The 25,137-nt window shown below is 37.3% G+C and carries 25 protein-coding genes, 1 tRNA gene and 1 other RNA gene; 24 read left to right on the top strand and 3 right to left on the bottom strand.

Annotation, left to right across the window (positions count from 1 at the left end; translation table 11 throughout):
- The first annotated feature begins 80 nt into the window (after positions 1–80).
- Positions 81–152: transfer RNA gene (locus tag LWE_RS12370), tRNA-Arg, on the top strand.
- Positions 153–462: 310 nt separating this feature from the next.
- Here LWE_RS12370 and LWE_RS12365 read toward each other — a convergent pair.
- On the bottom strand, positions 463–798 hold the full coding sequence (locus LWE_RS12365; RefSeq protein ID WP_041176377.1) for a YjgN family protein: 336 nt from the start codon (positions 796–798) through the stop codon (positions 463–465).
- A gap of 228 nt (positions 799–1,026) precedes the next feature.
- Between LWE_RS12365 and LWE_RS12360 the strand changes: the two genes are divergently transcribed.
- From LWE_RS12360 to LWE_RS12260, 22 genes are all read left to right on the top strand, one after another.
- Positions 1,027–1,425: a hypothetical protein gene (locus LWE_RS12360; protein WP_011703150.1), complete on the top strand. Its 399-nt coding sequence runs from the start codon at positions 1,027–1,029 to the stop codon at positions 1,423–1,425.
- Between the two features lie 16 nt (positions 1,426–1,441).
- Positions 1,442–2,050, top strand: coding sequence for a TetR/AcrR family transcriptional regulator (locus LWE_RS12355; protein ID WP_011703149.1), 609 nt, complete (start codon positions 1,442–1,444; stop codon positions 2,048–2,050).
- Between the two features lie 81 nt (positions 2,051–2,131).
- Positions 2,132–4,294, top strand: a complete 2,163-nt coding sequence (locus tag LWE_RS12350) for an MMPL family transporter (protein WP_041176376.1) — start codon at positions 2,132–2,134, stop codon at positions 4,292–4,294.
- Between the two features lie 78 nt (positions 4,295–4,372).
- Complete coding sequence (locus tag LWE_RS12345) at positions 4,373–5,299, top strand: dipeptidase (protein ID WP_011703147.1); 927 nt, start codon at positions 4,373–4,375, stop codon at positions 5,297–5,299.
- Between the two features lie 157 nt (positions 5,300–5,456).
- Positions 5,457–6,800, top strand: a complete 1,344-nt coding sequence (rpoN, locus tag LWE_RS12340) for an RNA polymerase factor sigma-54 (RefSeq protein WP_011703146.1) — start codon at positions 5,457–5,459, stop codon at positions 6,798–6,800.
- Positions 6,801–7,239: 439 nt separating this feature from the next.
- Positions 7,240–8,286 (top strand): sugar-binding transcriptional regulator, encoded by a 1,047-nt coding sequence (locus LWE_RS12335; RefSeq protein WP_011703145.1) that lies wholly within the window; start codon positions 7,240–7,242, stop codon positions 8,284–8,286.
- Positions 8,287–8,318: 32 nt separating this feature from the next.
- Entirely contained in the window at positions 8,319–9,329 is a 1,011-nt protein-coding gene (gap, locus tag LWE_RS12330; protein WP_003732485.1) for a type I glyceraldehyde-3-phosphate dehydrogenase, read from the top strand.
- A gap of 134 nt (positions 9,330–9,463) precedes the next feature.
- Entirely contained in the window at positions 9,464–10,654 is a 1,191-nt protein-coding gene (locus LWE_RS14835; RefSeq protein ID WP_011703143.1) for a phosphoglycerate kinase, read from the top strand.
- A 45-nt stretch (positions 10,655–10,699) separates the two neighbouring features.
- Entirely contained in the window at positions 10,700–11,455 is a 756-nt protein-coding gene (gene tpiA, locus LWE_RS14830) for a triose-phosphate isomerase (RefSeq protein WP_003723925.1), read from the top strand.
- 1 nt (position 11,456) lies between these two features.
- Positions 11,457–12,989, top strand: coding sequence for a 2,3-bisphosphoglycerate-independent phosphoglycerate mutase (gene gpmI / locus LWE_RS12315; RefSeq protein ID WP_011703142.1), 1,533 nt, complete (start codon positions 11,457–11,459; stop codon positions 12,987–12,989).
- Positions 12,990–13,124: 135 nt separating this feature from the next.
- Positions 13,125–14,417, top strand: coding sequence for a phosphopyruvate hydratase (gene eno / locus LWE_RS12310; protein ID WP_003727923.1), 1,293 nt, complete (start codon positions 13,125–13,127; stop codon positions 14,415–14,417).
- Positions 14,418–14,519: 102 nt separating this feature from the next.
- Positions 14,520–14,693: a hypothetical protein gene (locus tag LWE_RS12305; protein WP_077904752.1), complete on the top strand. Its 174-nt coding sequence runs from the start codon at positions 14,520–14,522 to the stop codon at positions 14,691–14,693.
- 126 nt (positions 14,694–14,819) lie between these two features.
- A complete protein-coding gene (locus tag LWE_RS12300; protein ID WP_011703140.1) occupies positions 14,820–15,539 on the top strand; it encodes an alpha/beta fold hydrolase in 720 nt (239 codons plus the stop codon).
- A 182-nt stretch (positions 15,540–15,721) separates the two neighbouring features.
- Complete coding sequence (locus LWE_RS12295; RefSeq protein WP_011703139.1) at positions 15,722–16,465, top strand: alpha/beta hydrolase; 744 nt, start codon at positions 15,722–15,724, stop codon at positions 16,463–16,465.
- An 88-nt stretch (positions 16,466–16,553) separates the two neighbouring features.
- Positions 16,554–16,787 (top strand): preprotein translocase subunit SecG, encoded by a 234-nt coding sequence (gene secG / locus LWE_RS12290; RefSeq protein ID WP_003753703.1) that lies wholly within the window; start codon positions 16,554–16,556, stop codon positions 16,785–16,787.
- A 509-nt stretch (positions 16,788–17,296) separates the two neighbouring features.
- Complete coding sequence (locus LWE_RS12285; protein WP_011703138.1) at positions 17,297–18,043, top strand: alpha/beta hydrolase; 747 nt, start codon at positions 17,297–17,299, stop codon at positions 18,041–18,043.
- Positions 18,044–18,076: 33 nt separating this feature from the next.
- Positions 18,077–20,458, top strand: coding sequence for a ribonuclease R (rnr, locus tag LWE_RS12280; protein WP_011703137.1), 2,382 nt, complete (start codon positions 18,077–18,079; stop codon positions 20,456–20,458).
- A gap of 15 nt (positions 20,459–20,473) precedes the next feature.
- Positions 20,474–20,938: an SsrA-binding protein SmpB gene (gene smpB / locus LWE_RS12275; protein WP_003723350.1), complete on the top strand. Its 465-nt coding sequence runs from the start codon at positions 20,474–20,476 to the stop codon at positions 20,936–20,938.
- 197 nt (positions 20,939–21,135) lie between these two features.
- Positions 21,136–21,505, top strand: a transfer-messenger RNA (tmRNA) gene (gene ssrA / locus LWE_RS14495).
- Positions 21,506–21,666: 161 nt separating this feature from the next.
- Positions 21,667–22,236, top strand: coding sequence for a YdcF family protein (locus LWE_RS12270; RefSeq protein ID WP_011703136.1), 570 nt, complete (start codon positions 21,667–21,669; stop codon positions 22,234–22,236).
- Positions 22,237–22,278: 42 nt separating this feature from the next.
- Entirely contained in the window at positions 22,279–23,175 is an 897-nt protein-coding gene (locus tag LWE_RS12265) for a helix-turn-helix transcriptional regulator (RefSeq protein ID WP_011703135.1), read from the top strand.
- 54 nt (positions 23,176–23,229) lie between these two features.
- On the top strand, positions 23,230–23,613 hold the full coding sequence (locus tag LWE_RS12260) for a GyrI-like domain-containing protein (RefSeq protein ID WP_011703134.1): 384 nt from the start codon (positions 23,230–23,232) through the stop codon (positions 23,611–23,613).
- Positions 23,614–23,646: 33 nt separating this feature from the next.
- Here LWE_RS12260 and LWE_RS12255 read toward each other — a convergent pair whose 3' ends face one another.
- On the bottom strand, positions 23,647–23,988 hold the full coding sequence (locus tag LWE_RS12255) for a YxeA family protein (RefSeq protein ID WP_011703133.1): 342 nt from the start codon (positions 23,986–23,988) through the stop codon (positions 23,647–23,649).
- 127 nt (positions 23,989–24,115) lie between these two features.
- Between LWE_RS12255 and LWE_RS12250 the strand changes: the two genes are divergently transcribed.
- Positions 24,116–24,628 (top strand): ClbS/DfsB family four-helix bundle protein, encoded by a 513-nt coding sequence (locus tag LWE_RS12250; protein WP_011703132.1) that lies wholly within the window; start codon positions 24,116–24,118, stop codon positions 24,626–24,628.
- A 21-nt stretch (positions 24,629–24,649) separates the two neighbouring features.
- Here the strand turns inward: LWE_RS12250 and LWE_RS12245 are convergent, their stop codons facing one another.
- The gene (locus LWE_RS12245; RefSeq protein ID WP_011703131.1) at positions 24,650–25,057 is read right to left on the bottom strand and encodes a VOC family protein; all 408 of its coding nucleotides are present in this window, start codon (positions 25,055–25,057) and stop codon (positions 24,650–24,652) included.
- Positions 25,058–25,137: the final 80 nt, after the last annotated feature.

Below are 25,137 nucleotides of genomic sequence, written 5' to 3'. Positions count from 1 at the left end.
TCATTAAAATAAAGCTTGTAAAACCATATGAATTTCGCTATAATTATTATTCGTACGGTAAGATTCTAAGGCTACATAAAGCCCTCGTGGTGCAACGGATAGCACGTGAGATTCCGGTTCTTAAAATGGGGGTTCGATTCCCTCCGAGGGCATTCATACGTCGTAATAAAAATCTTTAAATCGTTGAAAACCCTTGTTATTAAAAGGTGTAAAATGATTTGAAGTTTTTTATATAGTAAAATACACCGTAGTTGATAATAATATTTTAAAGTAGATATGATAAAAGTAATTAATATACATTGAGAAATTTTTAATAAATAACAGAGGATGACTATTTTTGAGTGCAATTTATAAAGATTACGGTTTGGCAGTAATCGAAGAAATTGGCGAAAGATTGATTAGAGGATCTAAAAAAACATCTCACAATCAGCATTTAGCTTGTTTGTAAGATGTTTTTACATTTTATTTAAAAATCGTATTTTTTACTTTCCAATCTTCTAACTTAATAAAAACCCAGAAACCATAAATTCCGATAGTAATTATAGTTAGTAGTAACCATTTAATCCAGTTGCCAAACAGTCCAACTGCGGAACCTTGGAATTTTAGGCGTTTTCCTTCAATAACAGTGTGATTTATCTTCCAACCATAAACCATACATAAAGCCCAAGGATAACAAATTCCTATAGTGCAAATTGTTACAAGAAATCCTAATATTGTCCAACCAATGTACTGCAGTAATCCTCCATCAAAAAATGATGTTCTCCCGTTTCGTGTTTCCATGATGCTTTGCTCTCCCATTTTCGTACCAACTTCCTTTTTAATATTTATATAATCGTAAAAACGTTTATATCTATCTAGCGAACACTAATATTGATATTACCATGAATGAGAGAAGAATAGAATACGAAATATCCATTTTTTCATTTTAAATAATAATTTTTAGAGGTGTTATCATTTATAAAAAAATAATCTACTTCATTCCACCATTTTCTGGTAAAATATTAATCAGCAAGGGAGGGGCTTATTTTGGCTGCTAGTTTGAAAGAACGATTAGAAACAGAAGTGCGAACTTATAGTGAAAATCATAATTTGACCGTTCAAACAATTGATTTTTTATACGCAGGCCCTCATATGCGAGGCAGACACACGCTTATTCTAGCATTTACAGAAGCTGGGATTTTTACATTTGTTTTCAAATTGAGTGACGCGGAAATGCATTTTTTAGATGCAAAAACGATTCAGCAAATTGCATTAGTAAAAAAGAAATTGGTTTACCGTCTACATATTCGTGCTATTACAGAAGAAGGAGAACTAGAAGAAGGTAAATACCTTGTAAGCAAATGCGTTTTTGGTCGCAAGTGGCACAAAGAAACTTTACAAAAACTGATTGATAAAAATATACAACTACTTTCTACGGAAAAATAAGAAGGGTGGGGTGATGATGGAGAAGAAGCGTACTCGGGCAGAAGAATTAGGAATAACAAGACAAAAAATCTTGGATACAGCACGAGATTTATTCATGGAAAAAGGTTACCGGGCAGTTTCAACAAGAGAAATAGCTAAAATCGCCAAAATTACCCAGCCGGCACTTTATCATCATTTTGAAGATAAAGAATCACTTTATATTGAAGTAGTTCGCGAATTGACGCAAAATATTCAAGTTGAAATGCACCCGATTCTGCAAATGAATAAAGTAAAAGAAGAACAACTGCATGATATGTTAATGATGTTAATTGAAGAACATCCTACTAATATTTTATTGATGATTCATGATATTTTAAATGAGATGAAGCCGGAAAATCAGTATTTACTATATAAATTATGGCAACAAACTTATTTAAAGCCGTTTCAAGATTTTTTTGAGCGATTAGAGAGTGCTGGTGAACTGCGAACAGGAGTCAGTGCCGAAACAGCTGCACGATATTGTTTGTCCACTATTAGTCCACTATTCTCAGGGAAAGGTAGTTTTGGTCAAAAACAGACAACAACAGAACAAATCGATGAATTAATCAATTTAATGATGTTTGGGCTTTGTAAAAAAGAGGTATAATTTACCGTGCTTCTTTTTTTGGCGTTTCACTTATCATTTGATAAACGAAAAAAAATAAGCAAATTTAAAGGGGGATGTATAATGAAAGATGGATTTTTAAGTAAAATAGCCAGTGGGGTTGGTGGCAAGAAGGGACGCTTTATCACATTAGGTATTTGGATTATCGCTATTATAATTTTACAGTTGTTCTTTCCAAAAGCTGCTGATTACAAAGATGACGCTGCAAAAGACTTACCAAGTTCAGAACCATCTGTTGTTGCTCAAAAGCTAATTGATGAGAAATTTTCAGAAACAGATGGAGTACCAGCTCTTATAACTTGGTATCGTTCAACTGGATTAACAACAGCAGATTTAGTTAACATTCAAAAATATAGTAAAGAACTAACTGAGAATCCAGTAGATTTTCAAAAAATGGCTGTGCCTTATGACAAAATGCCGCCCGTTGCTCTTAAAAAACAAGTGTCTAAAGATGGCACGACCTTTATTCAAACGGTTATTATGAAGGATAGTGCAACGTCGGATCAACTTTCAGAAAGCTTTAACCAATTGGAATCAGCTGCTAAAACAACTATTGGCGAAGACCCATTTGCTAAGAAAGTAACGGCTGATGATACATTAGTTGCTCGGACAACTGGTCCGGCTGGAATTAGTGTGGATGCTAGTGGATTATTTAAAGACGCAGATGTTTCCTTACTAATAGGAACGGTATTACTTGTTTTAGTTTTCCTTTTAGTAATTTATCGTTCACCAATTTTGGCATTAATACCATTGATTGCAGTAGGTTTTGCTTATTTAGTTATTACGCCAATTCTAGGATTGCTTGCGAAAGAGGGAATTATTACTTATGGCTCCCAAGGACTTTCGATAATGACTGTATTACTATTTGGGGCGGGAACAGATTATTGTTTATTCTTGATTTCTAGATTCCGTAGCCATTTACACACCGAAAAAAATCGTTTCCAAGCATTTAAAGAAGCTTTCAGTGGAACAGCGGGTGCCATTGCGCTGAGTGGTTTAACGGTTATGGCGGCTCTACTTCTACTTTTAGCTGCAGAATATGGTTCGTTCCATAATTTTGCTGTACCGTTTAGTTTAGCGATTTTCATTATGATGATTTCTTCGCTTACACTAGTACCAGCACTTCTAGGCATATTTGGTCGCGTTTCGTTTTGGCCGTTTGTCCCAAGAACGGTGGAAATGGAAGAAACTCGCGCGAAGAAAAAAGGAAAAACACCAAAACACCACAAAGAAAACCGTTTTTGGCATAAAATTGGCGAAATATCCGCGAAACATCCTATACGTGTATTAATTATTACATTAGTTATTCTAATTGGATGTGGTATTTTCACAAGTCAGGTCAAATATACGTATGACACACTTTCAACGTTCCCAGAAGACATGCCATCTAGAGAAGGTTTTACTATAATTAGTGATCATTTTGGCGCTGGAATGCTGGCACCGATGGAAGTAGTTGTGAATTCCAAAGAATCGATGAAAAGCTCGCTTGAAAATGTAGACGGTGTAGCTTCGGTTTCTGGTCCGGAAAAAAGCAAAGGCTACCAAAAATATACACTAATTTTGAAAGACAATCCTTATAGTAACGAAGCGATGGATGTAGTACCAAAAGTCCGCGCTGCAGCTGATAAAGGAAATGATGTTTATATTGCAGGACAAACAGCAACACAATATGATGATCGTGCGGTTACAGAGCATGATGAAAAAGTCATTATTCCACTTGTTATCGCCTTAATTGCGATTTTATTACTTTGCTATTTACGTTCCATTACAGCAATGATTTATTTAGTAGCAACCGTATTATTATCCTTTGTTGGTGCACTTGGACTTGGCTGGGTAATCATTCATTACGCTATGGGTGTGGAGGCGATTTCTGGCTTAATTCCGCTCTATTCCTTCGTTTTCATTGTCGCATTAGGAGAAGATTACAATATCTTTATGATTTCTAGTATATGGAAAAACAGTAAGAAACTACCACTTAGAAAAGCGATTACAGAAGGCGTCGGTCAAACTGGTGGAGTTATTACGTCCGCAGGTTTAATTTTAGCGGGGACATTTTGTGTCTTAACAACGCTACCAATCCAATTATTAGTACAATTTGGCTTAATTACAGCTATCGGAGTTTTACTAGATACATTTATCGTTCGCCCATTCCTCGTTCCTTCGATTACCGTATTACTTGGAAAATGGGCATTCTGGCCAGGTAAACAACATAAAATGACGAAATAATTGCTTCTTAGAAAAACTTCTTGTCTATTCCTCTGAAAAGTATATAATAGATGTATCTAAAAGGAGGAACGACAGAAAATGAGAGTAATTGATACCCACTGTGATGCGCTTTACAAGTTACAAGCTGGCAAAGGAAAATATACTTTTCAAGATGCGGAAGAACTTGATGTAAATTTTGAACGACTTATAGAAGCTGAAATGTTGCTGCAAGGGTTCGCTATTTTTCTTGATGAAGATATTCCTGTGGAACATAAATGGAAGAAAGCGGTTGAGCAAGTTAATATTTTTAAACAACATGTGCTTCATAAAGGCGGAGTGATTCACCATATCAAAAAATGGTGTGATTTAGAGAAATTACCTGAAGATAAAATTGGTGCAATGTTAACTTTAGAAGGTATTGAACCAATTGGGCATGACTTAGATAAATTAACGCAATTGCTTGATGGTGGTGTATTATCTGTCGGTCTAACGTGGAATAACGCGAATTTAGCATCGGACGGGATTATGGAAGAACGTGGAGCAGGCTTGACTCGCTTTGGCAAAGAAATTATTCATCTTTTAAATGAAAGAAAAGTATTCACTGATGTTTCGCATTTAAGTGTGAAAGCTTTTTGGGAAACCTTAGATAAAGCGGAGTTTGTTATTGCTAGCCATTCAAGCGCTAAAGCAATATGTTCTCATCCAAGAAATTTAGACGATGACCAAATTAAAGCGATGATTGAGCATGATGCTATGATTGATGTTATCTTCCATCCCATTTTTACAACGGACTCGGGTATAGCGGATATGGAAGACGTTATTCGGCATATTGATCATATTTGTGAACTTGGCGGTTTGAAAAATATTGGATTTGGCTCAGATTTTGATGGTATTTCTAGCCATGTTAAAGGCCTAGAGCATGCTGGTAAATACCAAAATTTCATTCAAGCATTAGAAAAACACTATACAAAAGATGAAGTGGAAGGTTTTGCTTCTCGTAACTTTATAAATCATTTACCAAAATAAAAAAATCCAAGCACAAAACAAGTGCTTGGATTTTTTTGGAATAGAACAAAGAGAATCTGCTGTAATTTAAAAAATGGCATGTTATAATGAAGACTAGAAATGGAATATAATCCAGTTTGGTAGTGCTATCAGACTGATTTTTGATGGAGGTTTTAATTTGCGTTTAGAATCTAATTTCGTCCAAAAGCAACAACAAAAACAATCGCTGAAATTAAATATGACGCAACAATTGTCCCAATCTATTGCAATGCTTCAATTTGCGACAGCTGACTTGGTGGCATTTTTAGAAGATAAAGCACTTGAGAACCCATTGATTGAAGTGATTCCAGGATCAGATTTCTCCACAGATTTTTCTTATAGTAGTCGTAAAAGCGCTGGACGTTCGGATGATACAGATTGGTTAGAGCAAATCGCCGATAATAAGCTGACGTTAGCAGATGCACTAAAAGAACAATTACACTTAATGGATGTTACACAAACACATAAAATTATTGTTTTGTATTTAATAGAAAGTTTAAATGACAATGGTTACTTACAAATAGATTTAAAAGATGTCAGCGCAGCACTTCTCATGGATGATGCTAGTGTGCTAGAAGGTCTTGAGATTTTACAAAGCATGGAACCAGCGGGAGTTGGTGCACGAGATGCCAGAGAATGTATTCTTTTACAAATCGAACGGTCACCTGATGCTCCTTATATTGCTTATGATGTTATCCAAAAATTCTTCACGGAATTTGCGGAGAAAAAATGGAAAAAAATTGCTACAGAAATGGATGTTAGTTTGCAAGATATTCAAGAAGTATCTGATTATATCAAAACACTAAATCCTAAACCGGGTTCTGAGTTTGAGTCCGAACGCGTACAATATGTGGTGCCAGACTTGATTTTAATTCAACATGAGAACGAATTTGCTGTTACATTAGCCAAACAATTTTTACCACAAGTGCGTTTTCAAGAAGCTTATTATGAAACCATGCGGGCAACGGAAGAAAAAGATGTCGCCCAATTTCTTCGTGAAAAAGCTGGTGAATTTGACTGGATAAAAAAAGGAATCGAACAACGTGAAAACACTTTACAACGAGTTGGCGAAGCGATTGTTCGTCATCAAAAAGCGTATTTTCTGGATAATTCAGCCCATTTACAACCATTAACTTTGAAAGAAGTAGCGGAAGAATTAGGCGTGCACGAATCAACTGTGAGCCGCGCGGTGAATGGTAAATATATCGAAACAAGCACTGGTGTATATGAGTTAAAACGATTTTTTGCATCAGGATTGCAGAAAAAATCATCTGAAAATGAGAACATGGGCGATATCTCCAGTGCAACAATTAAAAAACTTGTACAAGAATTTGTGGCAGAGGAAGATAAATTAAAGCCGCTCTCTGATCAGAAAATAGTAGATATGCTCGAAGAAAAAGAAATTCAAGTTTCAAGAAGGGCGATTGCTAAATATCGCTTAGAGTTAAATATACCTTCATCATCCAAAAGAAAAAGATTTTAAAAGACGTTTTTTGCCCCACAAGTAGGATGTGGGACAAAAAACGTCTTTTTAAATAAAAAAATATTAAGAGCATGTTTTATTTTTTATAGACGTGGAAAACTACTAGTATAGGCTACTTATAAGTTTGCAATTTTAAAATGAATTGTAAATTTAAGGTGAATATTTCATAAATGTCCCACTTAATACTTGAAGATTTGTGCTAAGACTGTTAGAATAAGGAACGTAGGGTAGTTAAAGAACATAAAAAAAGATTCACCAGCGTAAGCAGAAAGAGAAGGGGTAAAAAACACATTGAGAGACATTTTGTTGACGAGCTTAAGTAGCTAGTTTAATAGTCTTGAAAGTTATGTAAACCTCTATCTCTACTTTTTTTAGTTCTAACGGGACGTCAGATGACTAAGTGGGTCGTTAAGCGTCCAAAGATGAGGAGCAATTAAAAATGTCAGACTTAATTAACATTCAGAAAAAGTTATTGCCCGACGTTTTAATGATTATGCAAAAACGCTATCAAATCCTACGCTCGATTTATTTTTCTGAACCAGTTGGAAGACGCACGCTTGCCGGCATGTTAGGCATGAGTGAACGGGTCCTGCGCGGCGAAGTAGAATTTTTGAAAGCACAAGGTTTAGTAGAAATTGCTTCTTCCGGAATGACTGTAACAAAAGAAGGTTTAATCGTTTTCCGTGATTTAGAAAATGTTATGAATCAGCTTTCGGGATTACATTCAATGGAAGAACAATTAGCAAAAAAATTGCAAATCAAAAAATGCTTGGTAGTGCAAGGTGATAGCGATGATACACCATGGGTCCGCGAAGAAATGGGACGTGTGGCTGTAGAACAATTAGACATGGCTCTCACTGAAAAAAGAAACATCGTCGCAGTTATGGGCGGCTCTACAATGGCAACTGTTGCCGAAATGATGACAACTGATTTCGCAAAAGGCAGAGAACTTCTTTTCGTTCCCGGTCGTGGAGGTATTGGTGAAGACCTTGACAATCAAGCGAATACAATTTGTGATAAGATGGCAACGAAGACTAACACAAAACACCGAGTACTTTATGTGCCAGAACAATTAGGTGAAGAAGCCTATCGTTCGTTGCTAAAAGAACCGGCAATTCAAGAAGGCTTACGATTAGTACAATCCGCAAATGCTATTATTCTAGGCATAGGTGATGCACTCGCAATGGCGAAGCGCAGACATACCAGCGAAGATGTACTTGAAAAAATCATCCATCGTAAAGCTGTTGGTGAAGCATTTGGCTATTATTTTGATGAGCAGGGCGAGGTTGTACATAAAGTCCCTACATTCGGTCTTCAATTCGAAGACTTAGCGCAAATCCCGCACATCATTGCAGTTGCAGGTGGCACATCAAAAGCCAAAGCAATCAAATCGTATATGAAAAGCGCTCCAAAAAATACGGTTTTAATCACGGATGAAGGAGCAGCAAAATCGCTTTTAAAAGGGAGTAATACCCTTTTGAAATAAAAAAACACTATTTTCAAGGAGGAAATTGACTTATGACAGTTAAAGTTGGTATTAATGGTTTTGGACGTATCGGACGTCTAGCATTCCGTCGTATTCAAAATGTGGAAGGAATTGAAGTTGTTGCAATCAATGACTTAACAGATGCTAAAATGTTAGCTCACCTGTTAAAATATGATACAACTCAAGGCCGTTTTGACGGTGAAGTAGAAGTACATGATGGTTTCTTCAAAGTAAACGGTAAAGAAGTTAAAGTATTAGCTAACCGTAACCCAGAAGAACTTCCATGGGGGGACCTAGGAGTAGACATCGTTCTTGAATGTACTGGTTTCTTCACAGCGCAAGACAAAGCTGAATTACACATTAAAGCTGGCGCTAAAAAAGTTGTTATCTCCGCTCCAGCAACTGGCGACATGAAAACAATCGTTTACAATGTAAACCATGAAACATTAGACGGAACTGAAACAGTTATCTCTGGCGCAAGCTGTACTACTAACTGTTTAGCTCCTATGGCTAAAGTTTTAGAAGACAAATTTGGTGTTGTTGAAGGTCTAATGACTACAATTCACGCTTACACTGGTGACCAAAATACATTAGATGCTCCACATCCAAAAGGTGACTTCCGTCGTGCACGTGCTGCTGCCGAAAATATCATCCCTAATACTACTGGTGCTGCTAAAGCTATCGGTGAAGTATTACCAACACTTAAAGGTAAATTAGACGGAGCTGCTCAACGTGTTCCAGTTCCAACTGGTTCCCTTACTGAATTAGTAACAGTTCTTGACAAAAAAGTTACTGTTGACGAAGTAAATGCAGCTATGGAAGCAGCTTCTGATCCAGAAACATTTGGTTACACTAGTGATCAAGTAGTATCTTCTGATATCAAAGGTATGACTTTCGGTTCATTATTTGACGAAACTCAAACAAAAGTTCTTACAGTTGGCGATCAACAATTAGTTAAAACTGTAGCTTGGTACGATAACGAAATGAGCTACACTGCTCAATTAGTACGTACTTTAGAATACTTTGCAAAAATCGCTAAATAATTTAGTAGTTTAATTTTACTGAGGTGCTCGTCACTTCAGCAATAACAAGAATAAGCGGAGACACTATTGTTTCCGCTTATTTTCTGAAATACGGGGGCGACCCCAATCCTTTAAAATTAATGGAGGAACTTTAAATGGCTAAAAAAGTTGTAACTGATTTAGATTTAAAAGACAAAAAAGTTTTAGTTCGTGTTGACTTTAACGTGCCAATGAAAGACGGCAAAATCACTAATGACAACCGTATTGTAGCTGCACTTCCAACAATTGAGTACATCTTAGAACAAAACGGTAAAGCAATTCTATTTTCTCACCTTGGAAAAGTAAAAACAGAAGAAGATAAAGAAGGAAAATCTCTTCGTCCAGTAGCCGCTCGTTTAAGCGAATTACTTGGTAAAGAAGTGAAATTCGTTCCAACTACTCGTGGTCCAGAACTTGAAAAAGCAATTGATGAGTTAAAAGACGGCGAAGTACTTCTTTTTGAAAATACACGTTTTGAAGATATTGATGGTAAAAAAGAAAGCAAAAATGATCCAGAACTTGGAAAATACTGGGCTAGCCTTGGCGACGTTTTCGTAAATGACGCTTTCGGTACTGCTCACCGTGCGCACGCGTCAAACGTTGGAATCGCTTCTAACCTAGAATCAGCGGCCGGATTTTTGATGGAAAAAGAAATTAAATTCATCGGCGGTGTAGTTGATAACCCAGCACGTCCACTAGTAGCAATTCTAGGTGGCGCAAAAGTTTCTGACAAAATCGGTGTTATCGAAAACTTACTTACAAAAGCAGACAAAGTACTTGTCGGTGGCGGAATGACTTTCACTTTCATGGCAGCTAAAGGTCAGGAAATTGGTAAATCCCTTTTAGAAGCAGATAAAGTTGAACTAGCTAAAGGCTTACTTGAAAAAGCTGGCGATAAATTAGTGTTACCAGTTGATGCAGTTGTATCTAAAGAATTCAGTAACGATGCTCCTTTCCATACAGTAAGTGCAGATAGCATTCCAGCTGATGAAATGGGACTAGATATTGGTCAAGCTACAATTGACTTATTCACGAAAGAACTTCAAGGCGCTAAAACAGTTGTATGGAATGGTCCAATGGGCGTTTTCGAACTTAGCAACTTTGCTAAAGGTACAATTGGCGTTTGTGAAGCTATTGCAAACTTAACTGATGCAACAACAATCATCGGTGGTGGGGATTCTGCAGCTGCAGCTATGGACTTAGGCTTTGCTGACAAATTCACACATATTTCTACTGGTGGCGGTGCATCTTTAGAATATCTTGAAGGTAAAGAGCTTCCTGGCGTTGCTTCCATTAGCGACAAATAAGCTGAACCAAAAATAATTTTTAATATCGAGAGGATGTTTATCCAAATGCGTAAACCAATTATTGCTGGTAACTGGAAAATGAACAAAACTGCTGCAAAAGCAGGACAATTTGCAGAAGACGTAAAAAATAACGTGCCATCAAGCGATGCTGTTGAGTCAGTAGTTGCTGCACCGGCTTTGTTTTTACAAGAATTAGTTCGTCTTACTGAAGGAACTAATCTTCGCGTATCTGCACAAAACTGTTATTTTGAAGACGAAGGTGCTTTCACTGGCGAAATTAGCCCGTTTGCACTTGCTGACTTAGGTGTTTCTTATGTTATTATCGGTCACTCTGAACGTCGTGAGTATTTCCACGAAACAGACGAAGATATTAACAAAAAAGCACATGCAATCTTTAAACATGGCATGACACCAATCATTTGCTGTGGTGAAACATTAGACCAACGTGAAGCTGGTCAAACAGATACTTGGGTACGTGGTCAAATCCGTGCAGCACTTGCTGGCTTAACGGAAGAACAAGTAATCAAATCTGTAATTGCTTATGAACCAATTTGGGCAATCGGTACTGGGAAATCTTCTACAAGTGCTGATGCAAACGAAACTTGTGCAGTTATTCGTGCAGAAGTTGCAGACGCTGTATCTCAAAAAGCAGCAGACGCAGTTCGTATTCAATACGGCGGTAGCGTAAAACCTGAAAACATTGCTGATTATCTTGCAGAGTCCGACATTGACGGCGCTCTTGTAGGTGGAGCAAGCTTAGAACCAGCATCGTTCTTAGCATTATTGGAGGCAGTAAAATAAAATGAGTAAATCACCTGTAGCAATTATTATACTCGATGGTTTTGGTAAACGTGCAGAAACAGTAGGTAATGCTGTAGCTCAAGCAAACAAGCCAAATTTCGACCGTTATTGGGCTGATTTTCCTCACGGGGAACTTAAAGCTGCTGGCCTTGATGTTGGTCTTCCTGAAGGTCAAATGGGTAACTCTGAAGTTGGCCATACAAACATCGGAGCCGGACGTATTGTCTACCAAAGCTTAACTCGTATTGATAAAGCAATTGAAGAAGGCGAATTCCAAGAGAATAAAGCTCTAAACAATGCTTTCACTCATACAAAAGAAAACAATTCGGACCTACATCTTTTCGGCTTACTATCAGACGGCGGTGTGCATAGTCACATTAATCACCTTGTTGCCCTTTTAGAAACAGCGAAAGATAAAGGCGTAAAAAACGTATACATTCATGCCTTCCTTGATGGACGTGACGTGGCACCACAATCTTCACTAGAATATTTAGAAACACTGCAAAAAGCTATGAATGATTTAAACTATGGCGAAATTGCAACTGTTTCTGGACGTTTCTATGCGATGGATCGTGATAAACGCTGGGAACGTGTTGAAAAAGCATACAAAGCAATCGTAAGCGCTGAAGGTGAAAAATTTGAAGACCCAATCGAACTTGTCAAAGCTTCATACGCTAACGACAAAAATGATGAATTCGTTGTCCCTGCTATCATTACTAAAGATGGTAAACCTGTAGCAACAGTTAAAGACAACGATGCAGTTATTTTCTTCAATTTCCGTCCTGACCGTGCAATTCAACTTTCTAATGCATTCACTGATAAAGAATGGGATCATTTCGACCGTGGAGCAAATCACCCGAAAAACATTAAATTCGTTACAATGACTCTTTACAATCCAAGCGTTGATGCAGAAGTTGCATTTGAGCCAATTGAAATGAAAAATGTAATCGGCGAAGTACTTTCTAATGAAGGCCTTTCGCAACTTCGTATCGCTGAAACAGAAAAATATCCACACGTAACGTTCTTTATGAATGGTGGACGAAATGAAGAATTTCCTGGTGAAAACCGAATTCTAATCAATTCGCCAAAAGTAGAAACATACGATTTACAACCTGAAATGAGTGCATATGAAGTAACAGATGCTCTTGTAGAAGACATTAAAAACGACAAACATGACGCGATTATCTTAAACTTCGCAAACCCAGACATGGTTGGACACTCAGGTATGCTTGAGCCAACTATTAAGGCAATCGAAGCAGTAGATGAAAATCTTGGTCGTGTAGTAGATCTTATTTTAGAAAAAGGTGGCTCAGCTATTATCTTTGCTGACCATGGTAACTCTGAAACAATGTCTACTCCAGAAGGAAAACCGCACACTGCACACACTACCGTTCCAGTTCCAGTAATTGTAACGAAAAAAGGTGTAAAGCTTCGTGAAGGTGGTCGTCTGGCTGACGTTGCGCCAACTATGCTTGATTTACTTGGCGTTAAAAAACCTGCCGAAATGACAGGGGAAAGTTTAATTCAAAAATAATTTTAGTTATTACTTTAGTTTTTTTGCAAACAGAGCTACAATAAAAACGAATTTAAAAACGGATGGGTCTTTGGATTTGAAGTGAATGTCCTATTCATTTCATTCAATTAATCCCAACAAAGGAGAGAATTATAAATGTCTATTATTACTGAAGTTTATGCTCGCGAAGTCTTAGATTCCCGCGGTAACCCAACTGTTGAGGTTGAAGTTTATACTGAAGCTGGTGCGTTTGGTCGCGCTTTAGTTCCAAGTGGTGCTTCAACTGGTGAATACGAAGCTGTAGAATTACGCGACGGCGACAAAGCTCGTTACCTTGGAAAAGGTGTTTTAAAAGCTGTTGAAAACGTAAACGACATTATTGCTGACAAAATTATCGGTTTTGACGTAACTGATCAAATCGGAATTGACAAAGCAATGATCGAACTTGATGGTACACCTAACAAAGGTAAATTAGGTGCTAACGCTATTCTTGGTGTTTCTTTAGCTGCTGCTCGTGCTGCTGCTGATGAACTAGGCGTACATTTATATGAATATCTTGGCGGAGTGAACGGTAAAGTTCTTCCAGTTCCAATGATGAATATCCTTAACGGCGGAGAACATGCTGATAACAATGTCGACGTTCAAGAATTTATGGTAATGCCTGTTGGAGCTCCAAACTTTAAAGAAGCTCTACGTATGGGTGCTGAAATCCTACACGCACTTAAAGCAGTTCTTAAAGGTAAAGGCTTAAACACTGGTGTTGGTGATGAAGGTGGATTCGCTCCAAACCTTAAATCCAATGAAGAAGCTCTTGAAACAATCATGCAAGCAATTAAAGATGCTGGTTACAAACCTGGCGAAGAAGTTAAACTTGCGATGGATGCTGCATCTAGTGAGTTCTATAACCGCGAAACTGGTAAATATGAACTTAAAGGTGAAGGCGTAACTCGTACTTCTGAAGAAATGGTAACTTGGTATGAAGAAATGATTACTAAATACCCAATCATCTCTATTGAAGATGGCCTAGACGAAAACGACTGGGACGGATTCAAACTACTTACAGAACGTATTGGTGACCGCGTTCAATTAGTAGGTGACGATTTATTTGTAACTAACACAACTAAACTTAAAGAAGGTATCGAAAAAGGTATCGCTAACTCCATCCTAATCAAAGTTAACCAAATTGGTACTTTGACTGAAACATTGGATGCAATTGAAATGGCTAAACGCGCTGGCTACACTGCAGTTATCTCTCACCGTTCTGGTGAAACAGAAGATTCCACAATCGCTGACATTGCAGTAGCTACAAACGCTGGTCAAATCAAAACTGGTGCGCCTACTCGTACTGACCGTGTTGCAAAATATAACCAATTACTCCGCATCGAAGACAATTTGGCTGATCTTGCTGAATATCATGGTAACGACACTTTCTACAACTTAAAAAAATAAGTTGATTGAATAAAACGCTAAGCTCCGCGAAAAGTAATATTTTCGCGGAGCTTTTTCTGTTTTAAAAATAACAAGAGGGGTAATGTTTTGGAAGAGGAGGTAATGCTGATGAAAGTAAAAAATAGTCAGGCCTCAAAAGTGCTCGAAACTCCGAAAATCAAAGACGCTGTGGTGCATGAAAAAAACCACTCCCTAGCTGAAAAGCATTCTGTACCAAAGAAGATTATTGATGCAGATATGCCACAGCAACAGTATCATCGAAGACTTATGAAATAGTGTTGCGCTTGATTCTAGTATAAATAGAATCAAGCGTATTTTAATTAGAAGCATTTTTATAGGAAATCAAGTATAATCAGGTGTAAAATAAGAGTATTAGAAGTATCTAGCAAGGAGACATGCTTTATGATGGCAGAAATCAATGGAATTAACTTGTTTTATCAAATTATTGGTAAAGGTGAACCAATTTTGCTCATTCATGGGAATGGTCAAAATCATCGTTCTTTAAAGCGTATGATTGATGACCTTTCTACTAATCATCAAGTAATAGCCGTAGATAGCCGCGCACACGGGAAAAGTGAAGCTGGAAATACGCCGCTTGATTTTGAAGTAATGGCGCTAGATATGCTTTCATTACTCGATTATTTAAAAATTGATAAATATAAAGTTATCGGATATAGCGATGGAGGTATTGTTGCTCTCGTAATGGGAAAAATGCAACCAGCTCGTCAAATCGCTTCCGTTGTCATTGGAACAAATTATCATGTAAATCAAATTCGATTTTTACCAGACTTATTTTGCCGTGTTGCCTACGGGGCTGCATTTCTCTTAGCTCCATTTAGCCGCTTTTTTGAGCGAATGAAACGGCAACTTGCTTTAACTATCTATCATCCGCATATGTCAGAAGCGGATTTGCAAAAAATAAGCGCACCACTTTTAGCTGTCGTGGGTGAATATGATTTAATATCTTCCAAAGATACAAAGAAAATGGTGCACTCTGTTCAGCATGGTGAAATGGTCATTGTAAGGAATGGGCTTCATTATTTACCACGACAAAAGCCGAAACAATTGTTACAATTAATTCATAGTTTCTTTTCTAATTTAAGCGCAGAAATTCACAAATAAAATTCTTTAAAAACCCTTTAATACCAACGAGTTTGAGGTTCTTAAAAAAAGTGTTTGACAAGTTCCTTGGATAGCGTTAATATTGGTCTATTGGTCAGAACTCAAAAGGTAGCTTATTTAGTTCAGATGGGCTACAATGGAGTGGATTATAAAAGTGATGATATTAGGAGGATTGCGTAAAAATGAGTGCGGATCGTAGCTTTACGTTAAAAGCGGGAAATCGTGCTGTTTTGCTCTTGCATGGCTTTGCAGGGACTACAGAAGACGTAAGAGAACTTGGAGAAAATCTAGCAGAAAATGGATACACAGTACATGCACCAAACTTCAGAGGTCATGGGGATGAACCCGCTATTTTCTTGAAAACAACGCCGGAGATGTGGTATGAAGATGCGGTGGCTGGATATCGTCAACTTGAAAAAGACGGATATAATGAAATTGCGATTGTTGGAGTAGCAATGGGTGGCGTTTTTGCGCTTAAAATGGCAGAAACATTTTCACCGAAAGCGATTGTTCCACTATGTGCCAACGTGAATCGCAAAATGCGCTATATTCCAATCGAAAATTATTTAACTAAACAATTAAAGAAACAAGGTATAGTAGAACAAGAAGCAGACCAAATGTTAAAAAACTATCTTCCTGAAATAGATACTATGACGGAAGCACGTGCTACTTTTTACAAAAATGTAGCCCGCGACATCGAAAAGATTCATGTGCCAACAATGATTGGGCAAGGCTGTCAAGACGAAGAAATTGATGCAGATAATGCCAATTATATCTTTAAGCACATTCATACAAATGACAAACAGTTATGTTTTTATGCAGGTTCAGGACACGATATTGTGAACGACTGTGAGAAGGACATTTTAGAAGAAGATTTAATTTACTTCTTAGACGATTTAGTTTGGCTAGAGGAAAAAGTAGTTTGATAATTCTATAGAAACAAACCTTTACGTATAACTGCAAATATGGTAAAATAAACTTTAGTCAAATTGGGCGGTTTAGGAGGAAAGAACAATGAGTACAGTTTTAACGGTCTTACTCATCATCGTATCAGTACTGTTAATTACAGTGATCATACTTCAACCAGGTAAAAGTGCTGGGTTATCCGGTGCCATCTCTGGTGGAGCTGAGCAATTATTCGGTAAGCAAAAAGCAAGAGGACTAGAACTTATTTTACATCGTACAACCATCGTTCTATCCGTTGTTTTCTTCGTAATACTAATTGCACTGGCATATTTTGTACAGTAACGAGATGTTAACCACCTGAATGAAAATTTAGGTGGTTTTTTATTATTGGAGTTCTAAAGAAGCGTAGTCTGCTTCTCTAGAACTCCAATACAAGGCGTAACAGAGTGGAGCGTTGTTTCTATAAGAAAAGTGGACGACTAACACAAAAAGGGAAGAACAAAATATTAATTTCAAGAAATCCTCTAGAACTCCAATACAAGGCGTAACAGAGTGGAGCGTTGTTTCTATAAAAAAAGTGGACGACTAACACGAAAAGGGAAGAACAAAATATTAATTTCAAGAAATCCTCTAGAACTCCAATACAAGGCGTAACAGAGTGGAGCGTTGTTTCTATAAAAAAAGTGGACGACTAACACAAAAAGGGAAGAACAAAATATTAATTTCAAGAAATGCCCTAGAACTACAATACAAGGCGTACGTAGCGGAACGTTGTTTCCATAAAAAAGTGAGCCACAAACCCACCCAAGATCAACCAAAACTCCAAAAAGAACCAAGGAGCGATATTAACTATGAAAATAACACCACCACAACCATTTTTATTTGAAAAAGGAAAAAGAGCCGTGTTGCTTTTACATGGATTCACAGGCAGCTCAGCGGATGTAAGGATTTTAGGTAGGTTTTTACAAGAAAACAATTATACTTGCTATGCGCCTCAATACAGAGGTCATGGAGTGTCACCAGATCTACTATTAAAAACAGGGCCAGAGGATTGGTGGGAAGATGTTCTTGAGGCCTATGATCATTTGAAATCACTCGGTTATACTGAAATCGCTGTTGCGGGACTTTCGCTAGGTGGACTTTTTTCATTGAAATTAGGTTTTTCTAGACCTTTAAAGGGAATTATAGCTATGAGTACTCCTACAAGAATGGACAGCTCATCACCAATAATCCAAGGTTTTTTAGATTATGTACGTAATTATAAAAAATTAGAAGGTAAGACACCCGAACAAATTGAAGATGAAATGATTGCCTATAAAGACGCACCAATGAACACAATCGCTAAGCTAAAAGATGAAATTAATGGTGTTGTGGCTGAAATAGATATGATTTATGCACCAATCATGGTTGTTCAAGGTGAAAAAGATGATATGGTTGATGTGAGCGGTGCACAGCTGATTTATGATACAGTAGAGTCAACGAAAAAAGAATTACATTGGTTTAAAGAATCTGGTCATGTCATTACTTTGGACAAAGAACGAAAAGATGTAAACCAAGCCATTTTAACATTTTTAGATAGTTTAGAGTGGCAAGAATAAATAATTGTTAAAACAGAGAGAGGAGGGACAGAAGTGGAACACAAACAAATGGAAGAAAAAATTATGAATCTATTAACTTCAGCGCCAGATAAAACATTCGCGCTAGAAGATTTAGAAATAGAAATAGCTTTAAATAATGCGGATGATTTTAAATTAATGGTGAAAGCTTTAGTAAAACTGGAAGATTCCGGAACTATTGTCCGCTCAAGGAAGAATAGGTATGCTTTACCAGAAAAAATGGATTTAGTAAAAGGAACATTTCGTGCACATGAACGAGGTTTTGGCTTTGTTCTCCCAGAAGAGAAAGAAATGGACGATATTTTTATCCCGCCAAATGAAGTAAAAGACGCAATGAACGGAGATTTAGTTTTCGCGACGATTACGAAACGTAAAGGCGATAATTTGGCAGAAGGTACGATTAAGAAAATTGTCGAACGGAAGACAACGCAAATCGTCGGAACTTATATGGAAGACTTAGCTGGTACTCCAATTGTGATGCCAGATGATAAACGACTTTTTGGTGAAGTGGAGATTGATTTAGAAGATGGCTTAAAACCGGTAGATGGTCATAAAGTTATTGTTGAATTAACCGAATATGCTACTGGACATGCTCGTGCTAGAGGGGTTGTCAAGTCGATTATTGGCCATCGTAATGACCCGGGTGTAGATATTTTATCGATTATCCATAAACATGGTATTTCGATTGCTTTCCCGGAAGAAGTAATGGAACAGGTAAGTAAGGCCCCAGATGTTGTTGATAGTTCAGATATTGGAAATCGTCGTGATCTGCGTGATCAAATGATTATCACGATTGACGGAGCAGATGCTAAAGATTTAGATGACGCTGTTACTGTGAAACAACTACCAAATGGCAACTGGAAACTGGGTGTTCATATTGCAGATGTAACGCATTATGTGACAGAAGGTTCGCCGCTTGATATCGAAGCGCAAGAACGCGGAACGAGTGTTTATTTGGTTGACCGGGTAATTCCGATGTTGCCACATAAACTTTCGAACGGTATTTGCTCGCTTAATCCACAAGTAGACCGCTTTACAATAAGTTGTGAAATGGAAATTGATCAAGATGGTCATGTGGTTAATCATGAAATTTTTGAGAGTATTATTAAAACAACAGAACGAATGACTTATACAGATGTCAATGATATTTTAGTTGAAAAAGATGAAGTTTTACGTGAAAAATATGCACCTATCGTTCCAATGCTTGAAGCAATGCAACATTTGGCTGAAATTCTTCGTCATAAACGTGAAAAACGTGGTGCGATTGATTTTGATTTTAAAGAAGCTCGTGTAGTAGTCGATGAAGACGGGCATCCAGAAGCAGTCGTGATGCGCGAACGTTCAGCGGGAGAGCATTTGATTGAAGAATTTATGCTTGCTGCCAACGAAACTGTTGCTGAACATTTCCACTGGATGGATGTGCCATTTATCTACCGTATTCACGAAGATCCAAAAGAAGATAAATTAGCACGTTTCTTTGAATTTATTACGAACTTCGGCTTGATTGTGAAAGGGACTGCCAATGATATTCACCCAGCTGCTTTACAACAAGTGCTTGAGGAAGTAAAAGGTAAACCAGAAGAAATGGTAGTTTCAACAGTTATGCTACGTTCTATGCAACAAGCGAAGTATGATACAGTGAGCGCGGGACACTTTGGTTTATCCACTGATTTTTATACGCATTTCACCTCGCCAATTCGTCGTTACCCGGATTTAATCGTTCACAGGTTGATTAGAGAGTATTTAATTAACGGGGATGTTCGTCCGGAAACGATAGAAAAACGTGCGGAGGAGCTTCCTGAGATCGCTGAACACAGCTCAAAAATGGAGCGTCGTGCAGTAGAAGCAGAACGCGAAACCGACGAACTGAAGAAAACCGAATTTATGGTCGACAAAGTGGGCGAACGTTTTATCGGAATTATTAGCTCTGTAACTAATTTTGGTCTATTTATCGAGCTACCAACAACGATTGAAGGGTTAGTTCATGTGAGTGCAATGAAAGGCGACTACTTTAAATTCCACCAAAATCAGTTAGCGATGATTGGCGAGAGAACAGGTCAAATTTATCGTATTGGGGATGAAGTGGAAGTAGAAGTAACCAAAGTAGACGTGGATGCTCGTGAAATAGATTTTGCACTTCGTAGTGAAGGTAAACCAGGTCCAGTGAGTGATAAACAAAAGCGTCAACGTGAAAAACCGATTGATAAAACCAGAAACTTCAAGAATAGCTCAAAAAAAGGCCGTAATAAACGCGGAACTGGCAAATCAGATGACACAAAACCAAAATCAGAGCGCAAAGATGACGAATGGTATACAAAGCCTAAAAAGAAAAAGAAGAAAAAACCTTTTTATCAAGGTGTAGCAAAAGAAAGCCCGAAGAAGAAAAAACGTCGCTAGAAAGGATGGGGAGTTATGCCAAAAGGTGATGGTAAACTAGTCGCGCAAAATAAAAAAGCGCGCCACGATTACGCAATTGAAGAAACTTTTGAAGCTGGCATTGTCCTGCAAGGCACCGAAATTAAATCCGTTAGAAACGCACGGGTAAACTTAAAAGATTCCTATGCACGTATCGACAAAGGGGAAATTTTCTTACACAATATGCATATTAGCCCTTATGAACAAGGGAACCGCTACAATCATGATCCACTAAGAACGCGCAAACTGCTTTTACATAAGAAGCAAATCAGCCGTTTAATTGGCGAAACGAAAGAATCTGGTTATTCGATTGTTCCGCTTAAAATGTATATTAAAGATGGATACGCAAAAGTACTCATCGGTGTAGCTAGAGGTAAAAAGAAATACGATAAACGCCAAGATTTGAAACAAAAAGAAGCAAAACGTGATATTGAACGTGCATTTAAAGAACGCCAACAATAAAATGCCTAAACCTAGTTATGTAACACTTAGTTAGATAAACTAGGTTTAGCTCTTGCCTTTTTAATTCAGTAACAGGTTTAGATTTTGCCGAGAATATCGTAATATATTTTTTATAAAAGAATCGCATTTACTATATGTTTTTCTATTTGTAAAGCCTTGTTTTTTCCTGTATAATAACAAATGTTAGTTCTAATCCTGGGGATGTTACGGATTCGACAGGGATAGTTCGAGCTTGAGTTGCGAGTCGGGGGGATCGTCCTCGTTATCAACGTCAAAGCCAATAATAACTGGCAAAGAAAAACAAAACCTAGCTTTCGCTGCCTAATAAGCAGTAGCATAGCTGATCCTCCGTGCATCGCCCATGTGCTACGGTAAGGGTCTCACTCTAAGTGGGCTACACTGGCTAATCTCCGTCTGAGGTTAGTTGGAAGAGCTTAATCAGACTAGCTGAATGGAAGCCTGTTACCGGGCCGATGTTTATGCGAAATGCTAATACGGTGACTACGCTCGTAGATATTTAAGTGCCGATATTTCTGGACGTGGGTTCGACTCCCACCATCTCCATATTTTGAAACAAGTAAAAAGGTTTTATATTCTCTAATGCTTTTATCAAGCTATTTAAGAATATAAGACCTTTTTTTAATTTCCAATAACTTGATTATTTCTTTCTCTTTTATTAAGAATTTTTTGGTAAGCTATAAAAAAGAAGTCAAGAGAGGACGGAAAAGATGATACTCCTTAGAAGAATTTTCTTTATTTTAATAATAAGTGGATGTATATATTTGATAATCGTAGGAGCTTTTATGTATAGCGGAATGAGAGCGAAACCTGTTGAAGCTGCGGATACAGTGCTTATTTTGGGTGCAAAAGTGGAGGGCGACCCAGCAGTTCCTTCTTTAGTTTTGAAAGAAAGACTAGATGAGGCAGTGACTTATTTGAACGATTACCCGAAGACAAAAGTAGTTGTAAGTGGTGGTCAAGGTGCTGATGAGAGGACAACAGAAGCCTCGGTTATGGAAGAATATTTAGTCAATGAGGGAATTGCTAGGAACCGGATTGAAACAGAAAATAAATCAAAAAGAACAGAAGAAAATATTAAATATAGTAATGAAAAATTTGATTTGGGTAAAACAGTTATCGTGAGTAGTGATTATCATATGTATAGAGCGTTAATGCTAGCCAATCGTCAAGGAATTGATGTATCAGGACTTCCAGCGAAATCTAGAACGCCTGCTAAGTATAAAGGATCGATGCGAGAAGTTTTATCTATCACTTATGCTTGGGTTTTTGATCACTAATAGCCATGGTATAATGAGGCTAAAAGTGCTGGAGGTTTTTGGATGAAACTAGAGCGTATTTTAGCCATACTTGTACTCATTTTAGAACGAAAAGTGTTAGCAAGTGAGCTCGCAGAAAAATTTGAAGTAAGCACACGGACCATTTATCGAGATATGGATACGCTTCTTTATGCCGGGTTTCCGGTTGTTTCCTTGCCAGGTAAAAATGGTGGGTTTATGATGCTTGATACATATAAACTAGCAACTTTCACTTTTTCCGAAACAGAAAAACAGATTTTGCTTGAAGCTTTAGAGGCGCGCTCGGAGTTTATGCTTGAAAATAGCCAAGAAACATTGCGAGAAAAAATTACTTTGTTACAAACAGAAAAACCAACTGGAAATCATATTTTCTTTGATTCAGCGACACAACATCGCAGACAAATTGAAGCAGAAGTGAAACGGAAAATCGCCTACATTCAAAAAGCATTTACAACTAATAAGCGGCTAGAAATTTCCTATATTGCTATGGACGGGGCGGAAACAAAACGAGAAATTTCTGCACAAAAATTAAATTTAATGGATGGTAGCTGGTATTTAGAAGCATATTGTCATAAAAGAGAAGCTGTTCGTCATTTTAAATTAACAAGAATAACAGCTTTGAAAGAAACAAAAGAAACCATTCTTGAGATACACGAAACACAAAATATTTCTACAACTACAGAAAAGGTCATGTTAGAATTTCCAAAAAATCAGCTTGGAAAATTATTGGATTATTTTTTATTAGAAGAAATGGAGATTGTGGCAGAGCGCATACAGGTGACGTTTTATTATGACTTAAAACGAAATATTATTCCATTTTTATTGATGTTTGGTAGTGAGGTTAAGATTTTGGAACCGATATCACTTCAAATGGAGTATAAATCTGAAGTAGAAAAACTTTATTTTAATTTGAATTGTTGACAGATAGTTGTCAGGTTTTGTTCGCTATAATGGTTTTAAAGGAGGCGACAAACAATGAATTTATATGAAAACAAAGTGATTAAAGGTAAAAAGATACGAACAAATAATGAGGATTTCAGCCCGATTGCTGAACTTTGGAGCGAGGTAATGGCAGAAAAACCTAGTGGAGATATTTTTGCGGTATATAGTAATTATGAAAGCAATTATATGGGTGATTATGATTTACTTGTAGGGACAGAAAATTGGTCGGAAGAGACTAGTTTCATGATTGAATCAGGAGAATATTTAGTTTTCACGGTGGATACGAATAATCCTAAAGGTGTAGAGGCGGCTTGGCGGGAAATCTGGTCTCGTGACAGTGAATTAAAACGTGCTTATAAAACGGATTTTGAGTGGTATCATACGAATGGGAACATTGAAGTCTATATTTCCATTTAAAAAGTCTCCTCGATTTTACAGAGGAGACAAAGGTTAATTAAGTTTTTTAGCAGCTTTTGCGGGAACGTTTTTAGAGCTCACTTCTTCAAAAGTAGTAACTCCTTTTGATTTCTTATAATAGAGTTTTAAATAAGCGCCTTTACGTAAATTTTTATCGGCTGTAAATGTCACTTCTTTTTCTTTTCCGTCTTCATTATAAGCAGGAAGAGTGTAGGAGTAGTTAAAACCAACATCTTTTCCTTGTACGCCATCTTTGGTGATTTTGACGTATAATTGTTCCGAACCCATTTTTTTACCATTTTTTAGATAGTATGCACCAAAAGCGATACCACCTAGAAGAATTATGCTTGTTATAATTATAATTATTTTTTTCATTGGTTTAACCATCCTTTTCTAAGTTCTTACGTTTATTTTAGCGGAAAATGAGGTGGAAAACCCTCGCGAAAGGCTACAAAATAACTGTTTTAAACTTACATAATTGTTGGAAAGGAGTAATGTTAGAATGGCAAAACCGACGACAAAAGCCGAATTAATTCAACAAAGCACAGAAAAGTATCAGCAACTGAATGATTTAATTGATTCTATTCCAGAAGAAAAGCGATATTTAGCGTTTTCGTTTGAGGATCGCGATAAGAATATTCGTGATGTGGTAGTACATTTGCATGAATGGCATAATATGGCACTTGAATGGTATAGGATTGGTATGAGTGGTAAGAAGCCTTTTATGCCAGCGGAAGGTTATACGTGGAGGACAACGCCAGAACTGAATCAGATGATTTGGAAGAAGTATCAGGAGACTGATTTAGAACAAGCAAGGAAACTATTGGATGAAACCCATAATAAGGAAATGCGCTTAATTGCGGTGCATTCAGATGAAGAATTGTTTACAAAGAAATTTTATAAATGGACAAATACGACTTCGCTTGGAGCCATTTTTATTTCAAGCACATCTAGTCATTATGCTTGGGCAATAAAGAAGATACGTAAATTTAAAAGGGAAGCTGGAATCAAGTGAATTCCAGCTTCCTTTCTTTTATTATAAAGCTGATTCGTCTAAATAAACAATTTCCCATAAATGTTTATCTAAATCTAGAAAACTTCTGCTATACATGAAATCATAGTCTTGAGTTTCTGATGCAGGTTGGGCACCGATTGTTAGAGCATGATCAACAAGTGCATCCACAGCTTGGCGGCTATCTTGTGTTATTGTAATGAGGACTTCGCGTACTTTTGTGGTATCTGCGAGTTCGTTTTTATGGAAAGTCTGGAAGAAATCTTCCTTCAAGAGCATGGCGAAAATATTTTCCCCAATAATCATTTGAGTTGCATTTTCATCAGTAAATTGAGGATTGAATTCATAACCAAGTTCCGTAAAGAATGTGACAGTGGCTTGCAAATCCTTGACAGGCAAGTTAACAAAAATTTGTTCCGAGCGTGTTACCATAATTTATCACCTCCAGCCAAAAATAGCATGCAGAAAACTACATGTCAATGAATAAGATGTGGTAAAGTAGGGAAGATATA

The sequence above is a fragment of the Listeria welshimeri serovar 6b str. SLCC5334 genome (genome assembly GCF_000060285.1).
Lineage (GTDB): Bacteria > Bacillota > Bacilli > Lactobacillales > Listeriaceae > Listeria > Listeria welshimeri.
The sequence above is the reverse complement of the archived record's forward strand: the minus strand, read 5'-3'. Positions and strand labels throughout refer to the sequence as shown.